10 protein-coding genes are annotated in these 15,607 nt (G+C 44.6%); 7 read left to right on the top strand and 3 right to left on the bottom strand.

The window, feature by feature from the left end; all coding sequences use genetic code 11:
- Positions 1–239: 239 nt before the first annotated feature.
- The 7 genes from KUV50_RS18930 to KUV50_RS18900 all read left to right on the top strand — a co-directional run bounded on the left by KUV50_RS18930 (position 240) and on the right by KUV50_RS18900 (position 12,154).
- Positions 240–1,247: a 6-bladed beta-propeller gene (locus KUV50_RS18930; protein ID WP_222581782.1), complete on the top strand. Its 1,008-nt coding sequence runs from the start codon at positions 240–242 to the stop codon at positions 1,245–1,247.
- A 256-nt stretch (positions 1,248–1,503) separates the two neighbouring features.
- Positions 1,504–1,794 carry a hypothetical protein gene (locus tag KUV50_RS18925; RefSeq protein ID WP_222581781.1) on the top strand — a complete coding sequence of 97 codons (291 nt, stop codon included), beginning with the start codon at positions 1,504–1,506 and terminating at the stop codon, positions 1,792–1,794.
- Positions 1,795–1,885: 91 nt separating this feature from the next.
- Positions 1,886–3,028: a 6-bladed beta-propeller gene (locus tag KUV50_RS18920; protein WP_222581780.1), complete on the top strand. Its 1,143-nt coding sequence runs from the start codon at positions 1,886–1,888 to the stop codon at positions 3,026–3,028.
- 287 nt (positions 3,029–3,315) lie between these two features.
- Positions 3,316–6,345, top strand: a complete 3,030-nt coding sequence (locus KUV50_RS18915; RefSeq protein ID WP_222581779.1) for an efflux RND transporter permease subunit — start codon at positions 3,316–3,318, stop codon at positions 6,343–6,345.
- 263 nt (positions 6,346–6,608) lie between these two features.
- Entirely contained in the window at positions 6,609–10,286 is a 3,678-nt protein-coding gene (locus KUV50_RS18910) for a TolC family protein (RefSeq protein WP_222581778.1), read from the top strand.
- 307 nt (positions 10,287–10,593) lie between these two features.
- Positions 10,594–11,739, top strand: a complete 1,146-nt coding sequence (locus tag KUV50_RS18905) for an efflux RND transporter periplasmic adaptor subunit (protein ID WP_222581777.1) — start codon at positions 10,594–10,596, stop codon at positions 11,737–11,739.
- A 58-nt stretch (positions 11,740–11,797) separates the two neighbouring features.
- Complete coding sequence (locus KUV50_RS18900; RefSeq protein WP_222581776.1) at positions 11,798–12,154, top strand: four helix bundle protein; 357 nt, start codon at positions 11,798–11,800, stop codon at positions 12,152–12,154.
- A gap of 92 nt (positions 12,155–12,246) precedes the next feature.
- Here the strand turns inward: KUV50_RS18900 and KUV50_RS18895 are convergent, their stop codons facing one another.
- From KUV50_RS18895 to KUV50_RS18885, 3 genes are all read right to left on the bottom strand, one after another.
- A complete protein-coding gene (locus tag KUV50_RS18895; RefSeq protein WP_222581775.1) occupies positions 12,247–13,029 on the bottom strand; it encodes a hypothetical protein in 783 nt (260 codons plus the stop codon).
- Positions 13,026–14,330: an LVIVD repeat-containing protein gene (locus KUV50_RS18890; RefSeq protein WP_222581774.1), complete on the bottom strand. Its 1,305-nt coding sequence runs from the start codon at positions 14,328–14,330 to the stop codon at positions 13,026–13,028. The genes KUV50_RS18895 and KUV50_RS18890 overlap by 4 nt, the downstream gene beginning before the upstream one ends.
- 193 nt (positions 14,331–14,523) lie before the next feature.
- Positions 14,524–14,949 (bottom strand): hypothetical protein, encoded by a 426-nt coding sequence (locus KUV50_RS18885; RefSeq protein ID WP_222581773.1) that lies wholly within the window; start codon positions 14,947–14,949, stop codon positions 14,524–14,526.
- Between the last annotated feature and the right edge of the window lie 658 nt (positions 14,950–15,607).

Raw genomic sequence — 15,607 nt, 5'->3', positions numbered from 1 at the left:
GGGAGTGGAAGCGGGGGAAGTGATACGACTACTACTTGTACAGTTAAATCTTTTTGTTTCGCGAGTGGTCAAATAGTTGGAGAGGTATCATGTACCGGTAAAATATGTAGTCGAGGATTGGGTTGGGTTAAATGTGATCATATGCAAACCAATTGTTAATTTATAGTGTCAAAGCTAAATACTGAATTCAAGTGTATGATCATTTGAATTTAGTATTTGGCAAAATAATTTTCATCGGCATGTCATTTATTTCAATAGCGAAATGTATTGTTTCAACTTCCGGACTCATATGCTTAATCAATTTTTGTTTTTCCTGTGCAGAAAAACCTTCAGAGGAAATACCGATTCATCAGCTTAAGGTTATTCAATCTTTTGATCAATTAGATACTTTCTATCTTTCCGATGTTAGAAGTATTGATTATTCAGATGGACACTATTATATTTCGGATTATTTTGAATCGAAAATTTTCAAAGTAGATGAGAGAAATAATTTGGAAACATTTATCGGGGATGTAGGTAGAGGCCCGGGAGAATTACTTGAGGTAAGTAAGTTTTATATAGATAATAGTACTTTATTAATAATGGATTCTCCAAATCAATCCATTAAAATATTTAATAAAAATGGTGATTTTGTAAAGTCTATAGTATCAGATCAATTTCAAATGAAAGGAAACAGTCGGTTTTCGTTTAGGAATGGTATACTGTTTTTACCCAATTATAGTAACTCATATTTGTCATTGATGTATAATGTACTTACTAATTCAGTAGAATATATTGGTAAATTAGAAAACGTAAAAAGCATAGATTATGCGAGTCATATATTGACCAGTAAAGATAGAGTTATTATTTTGCCACTTGCATCGCCTAAAGCGTACAGTTACGATATGAATGGCAATTTAGTAGAATCGAAGGATTTCAGTGGAATAGCACCTATTGAAGAATTCATGCGATTTCATAATATTTATCCTTCTCAACCAGATGGACAAAGTTTTTATGTTATGACAGTTGATGCCACTTTACACAAAGAAGATTTATATATTTTGTATTTAACCTTAAATGATGAAAATAAGACTGTTGCAAATTCTATATTAAAATGTGAAGTTTATGAGGATGAAATCGTGGCAAAAGAATTGATAAATTTAGGTGAAGGAGATTTCTCTTGTTTTAATTTTGGACCTGAATGTTTGGTTGCTTATGATCAATTAAATGGCAAAATTAAAATTTTTGAATATGACAACACGAAATAATATAATAACTTCATTATTCGTGAATAAATAGAGCTTAATGTTTGAGAATAGATGATGTGCAAAAACGACAGCATTCTCGACTTAATAGGATAAATATTGATTATTAAGCTTGTTCATTCTCTTGGTCCGCCCTCTACATATATCCGAACCCTATTACAAGAAAACAAAAGACAAATATGGAGCTAGCGCAAGGAATCGATCCCGCTCTCGCTACCCAAAGAATAACAATTTTATTTAATATTTAAATTTTTGAATTATGCGTAAATTAATGTATTCTATCGGAGTTACGATGTTTCTGGCATTCTTAACTTTCCATGTCACCATATCATTGACCAATCCATTCTATGGAGTAAGCATGGAAGCACTGGCTCAGGGGAGTGGGAGTGGGGGAAGTGATGGTGGCGATGAGAACTGGTATAAATCTATAGATGATTGTGGAAACTATTTCAATAGTTGCAAAGGTACAGAGGTCATTAAATGTAATGATACAGGATGGACTATTTGTGACATTTCTGAACAATGGCCGTGTGCAGTTGTCTGTCCTTGATTTTAGCACAATTTGAATCTGGTGGTTAATTGTACGGTTAACTCTGTAATTTAAAATTAACCACCTTTTTGTATCTGAATTATTTAATTATATGCTTCGAATAAAAATAGGAATTATCGGTGTGCTTTTCATTTTCATGTCTTGTGAGAATCAGGAGGAAACCAGTTTTAATACGATACCTATACATGTAGATGAAAATGATTTTAAAGATCATTTAAAGATGTCTGCTGTTTTTGACAGTATTGAGTATCTTAAACTGGATGACGCATGGCCTATCGGTAATATTGAAAAACTACTACAACATAATGGCAAGTATGTGGTTTTGGATAAAGGCTCAGTTTCTATTTGTCTTTATTCATCGAATGGTGATCTTATTCATCGGATTAATAAAATTGGGAAAGGACCTGGGGAATATATTTCGATTATTGACTTTACATTAAATGAAGATCATCAGATTGTGGCGTTGACATCAGGAAAATTAATCTTTTACGATTTCAGTGGCAACCTTATCCGGGAAATTCCCCTAAAAACAGTTTATTCAAAAATCCAATATATAAATAATGGGCAATATCTCTTTTATAGCCCCTTAATGAAAAATAGGAATGGGGTATTACTGAATGAAGGTTGTGCTGTGACTTTATTTTCGCTAGATGATGGTTTTGATTGTTTGGACACATCAGTTGACGATTATTTTCCAGCTATTTTTACCGAGAAGAACTTGTTTTCAAAAAATGATTCTACGATTTTATTTTCTTACACTTCAAGCCCTGTAATTTATGAATATAGCTCTCATTTGGATGAAAAATATGAATTTATATTTAGCGGCTCCTCGTTACATCAATTTCCAGAAATAGATTATCAAAATTTTAATTTCAATAACTTCTTGGCTGTCCTGAACAATGATAAAAATATCACTTACCACAGACCCAATCTATTTCACAACTCAGAATGGATTATTACCAACTTACAAAATCACGGGAGGAACTATTTTTTTTATAATATCAAAAATAAAATGCTTTTAATCGGAGAGAAATTAGAAAATGATGTGGATCATTTTATTGATTACTTTCACCCGATCCATGTCTATGATAATTCCTTGATTGGATATGTGTTTCCTTATGAATTACCTGATCATTTTCGTAATGATTCAGATCATTCATCTTTATTTGAAAATGACAATCCTATCCTAATCAAGCTTGCTTTAAGAAGCTATGATACCGGTAGTCTAAATTAGGTTAGGTGCTAATTATTGATGGATCAGATAATTGAAATTATTATTGGAAGTATCCAAAAGACTCAGAATGACATTTGCAGTTCTTACATAAATTGTTTTGATAACAAGGATCGAGAAAAGTTATATAGGAGTGAGACAGATACTTTGGTAATTAACTACAGATTGATGCGTGGTTATTTTGCTAAAATTCCGACCCCTTACTTTAATAGGTACCACAAACCATTCCATACCGGATCTTTGCGTTACCATAATTTTTGATATATTTACCATAACAGCTCCTTAGCTTCATGATAAAATATTTGATCCATAAACCGGTTTCCGTTTTGATGTCCTTTCTGGCCATCCTGCTGCTGGCGGTATTCTCCATTCGGCAGATCGCCATTACCCTGCTGCCGGACATCGATATCCCCACCATCTCCATCATCGCGACCTATCCGGATCATTCCGCTGCGGAGATCGAACAGTCGGTCATGGCTCCGCTTCGGCAGAATATCCAGCAGGTGGGCGGCATCGACCGGCTGGAATCCAAAGCCTCCGATGAGCAGGGACGGCTGACGGTCCACTTCCCCTATGGAAAAGACATCGACCTGGCCTTTATCGAAGTGAATGAAAAGCTTGATCGGGCGATCAATTCTCTGCCCGATGATATGGACCGGCCTGTGGTGGTGAAGACCAAAGCGTCCGATATCCCGACGGTCTATCTGACCATGCGGTATCAGGACAGTCTGCAGTCCGGGTCGCAGATGGATCTGAGTAAATTTGCTTCCAAAACGGTCCGTCGCCGGTTGGAACAATTGCCTTCCGTGGCCATGGCCGATATCACCGGAACCATATCCTCCCACATCCGACTGATCCCCCGGGAGAACCGGCTGGAGGCCCTCGGCATTACCCATCAGGATGTGCAACAGGCCATCGAACGGGCCAATATGACCCTGGGCAATATCCTGGTACGGGAACGGCAGTACGAATACCGGATCCGGATCGGACGGCCGCTCCACTCCCTGGACGGGCTGAAAAACACACCGTTGAAAATCCGGGATCAGGTGGTGCTCATCCGGGATCTGGCCGACGTGTCCCTCGCAGAAACAGAACCGCAAGGCCGGTTTCTGGACCGGGCACTTCCTGCCTTTAATATGGCCTTGTTTAAAGACTTCAGCGCCCGGATGAATACTTTCGAAGCGGAAACCGAAGCGACGCTCACGGATCTGCGGGAGAATCATCCGGATATTCTTTTTTATCTCAACCGGGATCAGGCCCGTCTGCTTGATCTGAGCATCAGCGGGATGGAGACTGCGCTCTGGCTGGGGTGTCTGCTGGCGACACTGATCGTATTCTTCTTCTACCGCGACCGGCGAATACCCGTGATCGTGGGATTGGTGACCCCGCTGAGCCTGGCCATCAGCGTTCTTTTCCTGTACCTGGCCGGTCTGAGTGTGAATATCATATCGCTGTCGGGAATCATTCTCGGTATTGGAATGATGATCGACAATGGCATCATCATTCTCGATAACATCGTACAGGAATCGCTTTCAGGTTCCTCCTCCGAGCAAGCTTGCATCCGCGGAACGAACGAAATGATCCTGCCCTTGCTGGCCTCCATGTTGACCACCTGTGCGGTCTTCTTACCTTTGATCTTTCTCAGTGACCTGGCGGGTGCGCTGTTTTATGACCAGGCGATCGCGGTTTCGATCTGCCTTGGGGTGAGTTATCTGGTGTCGATTGTGTTTATCCCGGTGATCTATTTCCGTTTGTTCCGGACGAAACCAATCCGGAGGAATGACGGGAAAAGGAAGGAAAACTGGATCCGCCGTGGCTACGAATCCGGTTTTCACTTTACCTTTGACCGGGGCGCTTCTATTCTGATCCTGGTTCTTTTGGTGCTTGGCGGGGGGTATCTTTCGTATCACCAGCTTCATAAAGAGACGATGCCGGCCTTGCCCCGGCAGTCCTTTCAGGTGGATATCCAGTGGAATGAACCCTTCACTCTGGACCGGATGGCCAATGGACTGAACCGGCTATACGATGATATGGATGCTAAAACAGACGATTTTCAGGCCTATATTGGCCCCCAGCAATTCGTACTCAATGACCATTACCATCTGGATGGGGAGTCGGCCAGTTTGTATGTTTCGTTCGCAGATCCGGCTCAGAAAGAAATTATCGAAGATCAGGTTCATTCCTGGTTTTCGACCCACTATCCCAAAGCCACCATTTCCATTTCGCCAGACAAAGATATTTTTGAGATTATTTTCCCCGGTGAAGCGCAAGCGGATTATATTGCTTTTTATCACAATCAAATCACCGATGAAGAGGCGCTGAAAGCCCACCAATCCCTGAAGGTGGCGTGGGCTTCTCATTCGGACGGCGATGACCACAGTGACCCGGTCCATATCCTCAGTGATCCGGCGACCGCAGAGGTGGTTGTGCTCAAAACACGGGATTTGGAGATGCTCCGCTACGGGGTGAGCAAGGGCTATGCGCTGGAGGTGATCACGCAACATCTGGGACAGGTTCAGCTCGACGAGATCAAACAGCTGGATCGCGATGTGCCCATTGTGCTTACCGCTGCGCAGGATGGGGTGGATCAGTTGTTCAGTGATTTGCAGGTGTTGAATAATCAAAATCAACTGGTTCCCCTTGATCAGTTTTTTTATACGTCGACCCGTCAGCGGATGAAGTACATCTATGCGGATCAGCGGGGACCGTACATCCCGGAAGTGATCTCCTCTGCGGATCTGTCTTCGGTACCTGCCGCCATTGCGCAACGAAAAAAGACGCATTCCACCGAAAATTTCCGGTTGTTTTCCCCGCAGCTGAAAAGTCAGCAGTTGATGCGGGAGATCGGGATTGCGATATTGGTTTCGATGGCGTTGTTGTATCTGATCGTGGCGGCGCAGTTTGAGTCGTTGTTGACGCCGTTGATTATATTGTTGGAGATTCCTGTTTCACTGGCCGGGGCGTTGATCGCGTTGTGGTTGGCGGGGATCTCCCTGAATGCGATGGCGTTGATCGGGATGGTGGTGACCATCGGTATCATCATCAATGATTCGATCATCAAGATCGATACGATTAACCGGTTGCACCAGAGCGGCGTGGCGCTAAAGGAGGCGATTCACCGGGGCGGACAGAAACGGTTGTATCCGATTATCATGACCTCCCTGACGACCATGTTGGCGATGACGCCGTATTTATTGGGGAGTGGGTTTGGGGTGGCCTTGCAGAAGCCCCTGGCCGTGGCGTTGATCGGCAGTATGTTTGTGGGGACCTTGGTGAGTTTGTTTTTTATACCGAAATTGTATTATTGGATGGTTAGATGATTGTTGATGGTTGATGGTGGATGGTTTGTTGATGGTGGATTGTAGATGGTTGATCCCGGTGAAATACCAGCTGTGCCAATTTCACGGGATAAATGGTAGATGGTTGTTGGGACGCTGCGCCTCCCTACTTCGTCACGGGAGGTAAACTTTGGTTGTTGGGACACTGCGTTTTGGGTATTGGTTGTTGGTTATGAAACATCTGACCTGGGGAGGTAGCTTTAAAGATCGTAGGTTATGCAGACATATGAATTGCTAAAATTGACATGAGATATCATTTATTAACAAAGAATTTTATCATGGAGTCCGGCTGTCTAAATGAAGATGGAACTGACTTGGTTTTGACTGATCGTAACATCACACATTACGACCTCGCTGAGGTCGTTGTCGGGCTCAATGATCATATGCTAATAAACTGTGACCTCTCTGAGGTCAATTCGGAATTCGGGCAATTTTGCTACACTATATTTAATTTAAGTTTTTTAACGAAAACGACCTGCGGAGCGGGTCGAAGTATGTTAGCTTCGGAGTACGGATACACGTCCGACCCCGTAGGCGGTCGCAATGAAATATTGGCAGGCAATCTGGAATTTCACAAACCCAATCTGCCGGAAGGGATTAACGTTGTGGCTATGCCTTACCGTAGCATCACACATTACGACCTCGCTGAGGTCGTTGCGGGGCTCCATGATCATGAGCTAACATACTGTGACCTCTCTGAGGTCCGTGTAGAAGATACTGGCCATGTGTTCCCAGTTTATGGCTCTGAATTTTGGTATGAGGTCGGTTTATTTTATTATAAACATTTTAATTTAACTCAAAATGAAGATATGGCCTGCGGTGCGGGTCAAATAAGCACGCTAGGGATGATGTTTGGTTGGTTAAATGTGGGCTCGGCAAACCGCTTATACCCAAGCCTCCCAAAGGCTTACCGATCCCAGGCCAATTACGGGATCGGTAAGCTTGTGGGTGTGCCTAGAGGGGGAGGAAGATTGCCGAGCCCATTCCGTGATGCATTTAGATCAGTTTTCACAAGTTCAGTTCCGGAAGGTTTTCCACCCGACCCCGGAGACGATCGTAACGAAAATAGGGCAGGCAGTCTGGAATTTCACAAACCCACTCTACCGGAAGGGATTAAGGTTGTGGCTATGCCCTGCCGTAGCGTCACACATTGCGACCTCGCTGAGGTCGTTGCTGGGCTCCATGATTATGTGCTAACATACTGTGACCTCTCTGAGGTCAATTCGGATTTCGGGCCATTTTGCTACACTATATTTAATTTAAGTTTTTACACGAGAACGACCTGCGGAGCGGGTCAAAGTATATTAGCTTCGGAGTACGGATTCACGTCCGACCCCGTAGGCGGTCGCAATGAGAAAATGGCCGGGAATCTAATGTTTCAGGATACCCATCTGTCAGGAGGGATTGGCGTCGAGGTCATGCCTTACCGTAGCATTAAATATTGCGACCTCGCTGAGGTCGTTGCTGGGCTCCATGATCATGAGCTAACATACTGTGACCTCGCTGAGGTCCGTGTAGAAGATACTGGCCATGTGTTCCCAGTTTATGGCTCTGAATTTCGGTTTACGGTCGGAATATTCTATTACACACATTTTTATTTAAATGGTGATAGAGAAATGACCTGCGGAGCGGGTCAAAGTATATTAGCTCCGGAGTATGGATACACGCTCGACCCCGTAGGCGGTCGCAATGAGAAAATGGCCGGGAATCTAATGTTTCAGGATACCCATCTGTCAGGAGGGATTGGCATTGAGGTCATGCCTTACCGTAACATCACACATTGCGACCTCGCTGAGGTCGTTGCTGGGCTCAATGACCATATTCTAATAAACTGTGACCTCTCTGAGGTCGGTTCGAAATTCGGAATGTGTTCTTGTCAGCGGTTTTATTTAAATGGTGATAGGGAAATGACCTGCGGAGCGGGTCAAAGTATATTAGCTCCGGAGTACGGATTCACGCTCGACCCCGTAGGCGGTCGCAATGAGAAAATGGCCGGGAATCTAATGTTTCAGGATACCCATCTGTCAGGAGGGATTGGCGTTGAGGTCATGGCTTACCGTAACATCACACATTACGACCTCGCTGAGGTCGTTGCTGTACTAAACGATCATGTGCTAATAAACTGTGACCTCGCTGAGGTCGGTTCGAAATTCGGAATGTGTTCTTGTCAGCGGTTTTATTTAAATGGTGATAGGGAAATGACCTGCGGAGCGGGTCAAAGTATATTAGCTCCGGAGTACGGATTCACGTTCGACCCCGTAGGCGGTCGCAATGAAAAAATGGCATATAGTAGCGGCGAATTCATACGCCGAAAGTCGTCTCGTCAAAGAATTCGACGGGACGCTACTGGTGATTCTGACAATGCCGGACTTTTGAATATTAGTTTTAATTACTTCGTTCCCTGCGCACTAATAATTTTCTTCCTCCTTTTTTTACCGTTGACATGGGTGGATGCACAAACCATACCTTCCAAATCGGAAAATAGCAGCAATTCGGTTAATGTTTCCGCCACCGACACCCTCTACCTGACCTCCGACGATCTCATCGATATTGCCCTGGCCGAATCCCCGGAACTGGAACTCGCCAACATCCAATACACCATCGCCAGCCTCCAATACGACCGGTTCGCCACCTTCCTGAAACCGAGCCTTAATCTCAACGCACAAATCCCCGTGCTCAACCGGGCCATCAACGTGATCGACCAACCGGACGGCCAGCAGGACTTTATCAACCAATCCTCCATGCGCAACCGCATCGGGGCTTCATTGGATTACCAATTGGCGACAACCGGCGGACGCATCTATGTCTCGTCCAATCTGGAACGCCTGGATGTATTCAAGACGGACGCCTTCGATTATTCCAAAAGTTACTTTTTCACCCCGGTGACCATCGGCATTGAACAACCTCTGTTCCAATTTAATGCCGTAAAATGGCAGAAGGAAATACTCAAACGTCAGGAAGAACGCACCGAGGCCCGCCGGGTGCTGGAACAAGAAGCGGTGGTTTATCAAATCGTCAGTGGATTCTACGATCTGGAAATGATCCGGCGGCGCATGGATTTGCTCAAAAGCAAAATGGAAGACAGCCGGTCCCTTATCAAGATCAAAAAACAACTCTTCGAACGGGGGAGTGGGAGCCAGGCCGAAATGAAACAACTGGCCCTCGATACCCTCCAGTCCGGAATAGAGTACCGGGCTATAGCGCTTGATTATGGAAATAAAAACCGGCATTTGATGGATCTTTCCGGCCTGGACCGAGATCATTTCCTGGTACCGGTGAGTAGTTCTGAGATCTATTTACCGGCGATTGATGTGAATACCGCCATTCGGCAAGCCATTCACCACCGGGCACGAACGGCCGGGATCCGGTTGCGCATGGCGCAGGCCGAGCGGGACATCGAAGAAGCTGAGAAAGACCGCGGAGTAGCTCTTGATATCAGTGCATCGCTTGGTCTCAACAATACCGCGGAAGCTTTTTCCGGACTGCAGTATAATTTCTTAGACCGGGAATTGCTATCTATCGGACTCCGGATGCCGATTACCGACTGGGGACGGCGCGAAATCAACCGCCAGCTGGCTAATACCCAGCTCGATGAATTGCAAAAGACACTGGCTACGGAAGAGCGGGAGATCAGCCGGCAGGTGATCGAGTTGTATCACCGTTACCAGTATCTTCAGGATAAGATGACCGTGAATGATGAAGCACTCCGAACGGCCCAGGACATCTATGAATCCATCCGGGATCAGTACCTGCGGGGCCAGACGGACTGGATCAGTCTGCAGCAAAACCGGACCAGTCTGGACAATGCCACCTTAACCTATTATCAGACCCGGTCGGAAGCCGTCAAGGTGTACTATCAGATCCGGTCGATTACCCTGTACGATTTTGAACGCAATGAAGAATTATTATATCATGAGAAATAACCCGAATTTTTGGTTGAAAATTTCTACTAAAGCGGACTCTTGGTTGATTGGTGATGGTACCAATGCTTTGAAAATTAAGATTATAAAAATCCTCACTTGGTTCCGATGCATGTTTTTCTCGGCGCTTAGGGTCCGGGAGCTTTGGTCTCGACCCTTGTTTTGCTCCGTGCCTTCAGGCCGGGGGAAGAAGACAAGTAAGTTTTTAGCTTTAGCCATTAATCGATACCCACTGCGAGTTAAATCGTTGAAAATAAAGGCGGCAAACACCCATTTTAAGCATACCCATTCGTCTAAAACACAGGTTTGGATGTTTAATAATCTGCCTGTACGGTGGAGGTCATGGAAGATTAAAACCTATTATCCAACGGTATCTCTGCGGGCCAAATTATTCTTTTCTACCGTTGTTATTTTTGCCCTTAGTTCGTGTGGAGACAAAAACGAAGCGGATACAGATCAACCCACCGATCCCACGGTGACCGAATCGTTCAGTGAACGGCTCACCGAAGTGGACACCGCTATTCTTCACCCATCGACCTTTTACCGCGAGGTCATCAGTCAGGGCAAGGTGGCTTCCACCCGGAAGATCGATGTACCGTTTACGGCGCAGGGGCTCATTACAGAGGTACCTGTGAAGGCGGGGCAACAGGTCTCCAAAGGCGATCTACTGGTAGCGATTGATGATTTTATGGTCCGGAATGATATAAAAAAACTGGAAACGCAACTGAAACAAACGCAGTTGAACATAGAAAACCACTACATTAATCTGGGTTACCAACCTGACAACCTGGAGGGCATCCCGGAAGCGGTAAAGCGCAATGCGGCCATTGAATTTAACCTGGAATCTCTTCGTATCGAGGAGGAGCGGCTGAATCATGAACTGGCCAGCCGAAGGATTACGGCACCGTTTTCGGGAGTGATCACCGATCTTGAAGTCAACGAAGGGGCGCATACCTCTGCCTATAAAAAAGTGTGCACCTTAATTGACAACCGGAGCCTGACGATCCATTTCCCGGTCCTGGAATCGGAGATGGAACGCGTGCAGAAAGGGCAATCCATCCAGATCGAACCCATCTTTCAGAGCAGCGAAGAATTATCCGGTACGGGGCGCATAACCACAGTAAGCCCGACCGTCTCCGAACAGGGTATGATTGACTGTGTCGCTCAGATCGGTCCTTCCAATATCCCATACCGCGACGGTATGCGCGTCAATGTCTACATCCGCGACGCCGTCCCCAATGTCCTGGTCCTTCCCAAATCTGCTGTCGTCGACCGTCAAAACCGGCTGGTTGTCTTTACGCTCTCCAGCGAAGACCGTGCCTATTGGAACTATGTGGAGTTGGGTGGTGAAAACAGCGATTCCTACCTGATCCGCGATGGTGTCCAGGCCGGCGATACCATTATCATGAACCATAATTTTGATTTGGCGCATTTGGAACGGATACGCGTTAAATGATGGTTGATTGTTGATGGTAAATTGTGAATTTTAGCGTAGCAATTAAAAACCAAATACTATGAAAAAACACAATGTCATAAAAGAATTGAGTTTTGAATTTGCAGTCACAGTAATCGCTCTTTATAAAACTCTTATCCATAGCAAAAAAGAATATGTGATGAGTAAGCAACTATTGCGTTCAGGCAAGGCAATTGGTGCTATTTATCGCGAAGCAGAACATGCTGAAAGTGCACCGGACTTTATTCATAAAATGGCAATGGTCCAGAAAGAGTGCAACGAAACCATGTATTGGTTAGAATTGCTTCATCGCACAGAATATATTACCCTGGACCAGTTTAAAGATATTTACCCATCTGCACTCAGTCTTATGAAATTATCGACTAAGATAATCACAAGTTCAAAAGCAAGAAAATAAAACCACTTATCATCAACCATTAACCACCCACCATTGACAATTAATAATCCACCATCAATAATTAACAATTAATAATCTACCATCAACAATCATCAAAACGCCATCCCATAGCTCACTCGCCACCTTTGATAAAGAAGATCCACTTCCGACCGGGCATCCTCGCTGCGAATCTTTTCCGAATGAAAGTGCTGGATGTGCAACCCAATGGTCAGGATCTGGTCAAAACCGTATTTCCCGATTTTGCAGACACCGAGTAGGGGAGCCACGGAAGGTCCGCCCCCTTTGTCGTGCATAGATTGTGCTGGTCTGAACTGGGAGCCCCAGGGTTCCCAGGTTCCCGATGAGGCCGGGGTGTGCCATTGGTTTTTCAATCCCCACTGATATCCGGCTTCCACACCTCCGAACAACAGATACCGGCCATGAGTCAGGTACTTTTTGGCGGTGACGGTGACCGGTAGAAAAGTTTCCGGACGGCCGATATTCATGTTTCGATAGCCCAGGGAGAATGCCAGCGAATAGCGGTGGTCCCAGTCATATCCCACGGAGGCGTTTATGCCGGCTCCGGCAAAGCCAGTATTCCCCTGGCCAATGTTCGTATTTAGATCCCCGGACCATCCAAAAAACAGGGCGTTTCGATTATTGTCGTATCGGGGGTAGTCTTTATATGAGCGGTACAGCTTGAGCTTCAGCACCATCTCTGTCGGTACATAGAGTGTGGAACCATTCTCGTACTGCATCAGATAATGATCGTCCTCCATGCCCATCCATGTTCCCTGAATGGTCTGGTTGTCTTTTAACTTCATTTTGACCGTCGACTGGGACCATGACGGAGACGAAAAGCCTGCTACCAATAATACAATGATCAAATATCTCATGGCAGAGTTATTTCAAGCTTACTGATCAGATTGGGATTTTTGCCTTCCAGACTGTATTGATAGATGCCGCTTTTTCCGACGAACAATAAGGTGCCCCGGGGCGTCAACAGTACATCGAAGGCCGAATGATTCGTATTGGTCAAGGTGGTCGAGAATGGGCCGGGCAGGTTGGACTTGATCTTTTTCCAACCCCCGTTTCCTTCGCAGACGTACAAGAAATCCCCGACCTTGGTCAAGCCGTGGGGGTTTTCCATCGGGAAAGTTTGCAACAGAGCGGGATTGAATGGATCTTCCACATCGTAAGCTTCGAGTTGGTTCGTGGTGCCTCCGCAGGGTGTTCCTCCCCGCAGGGTGACATAGGCATAAGATCCATCGGAGATCACCGGATCACAAGACTGGATGTGTGCCGTAGTCGATACATGCTCCGGGAGCCCCGCATCCGATACGCTGTAAATGTGCATTCCATTGGTGGTTCCAATATACAGGTGTGATCCAAACGGATAAATGGTTTCTGCGGTAAACCGAATGGGGATGTTGCCCATTTTTGCTGGTTTTTTCGCTGTGGAGATATCGACGGTTTCCAGTAAAAAATCGGATAGGATGTACAGCCGATCCTGTATGGTCGTAAAGCGCGCCATAGAACCACCGACACCAAGGGTTCCCGGAGCTTTGCTTGAGCTTTCAGCTGCCGCCGATAGATTGGGTGTGGCGAATGCATAATCCATTCTTGAATTAAATCCGCCCTGATCGACAAAGACCCCGTCTTCAAAAGCAAACATAACCGAAGAATAGCGATAATCGTTGCAATCCAACTCAACAACTTCGTGGGTGTTTTCATAATAGGCGACGATACCCTCCGAGGAGGTTTGCGCCCGGTTCAGTTGAAAAACGCCTTTCAGCCGGTTGACTTGTTGAGGTTGTTCCACATGGGACACATCAATCGCTACCAGATCTTCCATTTTGTTGGCATACAGGACGTCCTGCCGGATGGTGAAATGCGTGTTTCCCGGAATATCAATAAATCCGAGTGGTTTTGGATGCGCAGGTTCCTGGTTATCTACAATGTGGATGCCTTTTTGAAATTCATTGACAAATATATAATCGCCATAGGCAAATATGGTTCCGGTGTTTTCCATGGGCCGGACGGATTCGTATTCCACCGGTGCATCGTATTCTGCCTGAGTGATATAAACCGGTGCATAGTGAGTGAATTCTTTGGTTTGGGTGCATTTATCTTTGACGCAGGAGCCAGCAAAGAATAGACCGGTGATAGTGATTAGGAGGTAATTTATTGTTTTCATAAGGTGTGTTTTATAGTAAGACACCACTCGTGAAGAAAACGTCAGTGAAAATTAAAGTTTTTATAAAAAAGTTGATGATTTCTGCATTTGCATCGGATGGATTGCAATCGATCACGTTATGGCGTGACATGTGCTGGCAGCGTTTAACTGCCGCGGCAAAATCAAGATTATCTGCTTCACAAAGAATGGTCAGTTAGCTCCTCTCTATCATTTTTGAATGGTATGTTTCATCTTCTTCCAAATGAGCATGAATAAAACCATCGAATCCTCCAAACCATTCCAACACGCCTTCATTTCTCACCTTATCATCTAGGTTGTTAACATAAGAATGCCTTGAACTGTACGGCCATTCATGGATGTTTTTGGCAAACCCGTGTTTTACTGGATTTCGATGGATATATATCACCATCTTAGTATAATAGTCTTCCGAATCGATTAAGTTTCTTCCAAATGGTCTTTCAAAAAGAGATCCTCGTCTGCCGTACTGATTGTTAAAAGATTTTGTATAACTATTAAAGAAGTGACCGATCTGTCGGGAAATAAAATGTGGTATTTTATTCTCTACAGGTTGATTGTCCTTTTTGTATTTTGGATGATTTACGATTCTATTTTCATCCATAATTTTGATCAAAAAGTGGATATGATTTGGCATTAAGCAGTATGCAAATGTGGAAATTATTGATCCGGTATAAGCGAAATACCTGGATAAAAAAAATCGGTAATTTTCTTTTTCTATGAATAGGTTATCCTGGCTCACTGCATGTGACCAAAGATGATAAATATGGCCCGGGTAGAGCAATTGATTGGAGGTACTCATAGGAGTGAGTATAAGAATTAAAAAGAAAACGGTTATCATTATTTTTTACAATGGTTGACCAGGTTAACTTCCCACCCCAATAACCTGACAGCGTCTGGCCGAAGATGACTTTTTGTTAATATGTAGTTTATTTAAGGCCAATAGTTTCGGGTGGTTTATACAGACCTGTCAGCGTTTATTCATCCGCACAAACGCTGACAGGTTTCAGTTGTGCTCGAATAAGAATTTGGATTAATAACTCCAACTTCTGTTCAAAGCTGCACTATGACCAAAACACTGTCAGGTTAGCTTCCCCCCAATAACCTGACGTTTTTATCACCGCACAAACGCTCCCTCAATAACCTGACAGATACTATGATCTAATCCAAGTATTTATATTGTTATTTCTCAAAATATTTTCTTAATTTAAAGATACCGAAAGAAGGCCTCAGCCGATTCAATACGCTGAAGTCTATCTAGT

The organism is Membranihabitans marinus, assembly GCF_019802045.1.
Taxonomy (GTDB): Bacteria; Bacteroidota; Bacteroidia; order Chitinophagales; family Saprospiraceae; genus Membranihabitans; species Membranihabitans marinus_A.
This window is presented reverse-complemented; position numbering and strand designations above follow the sequence as displayed.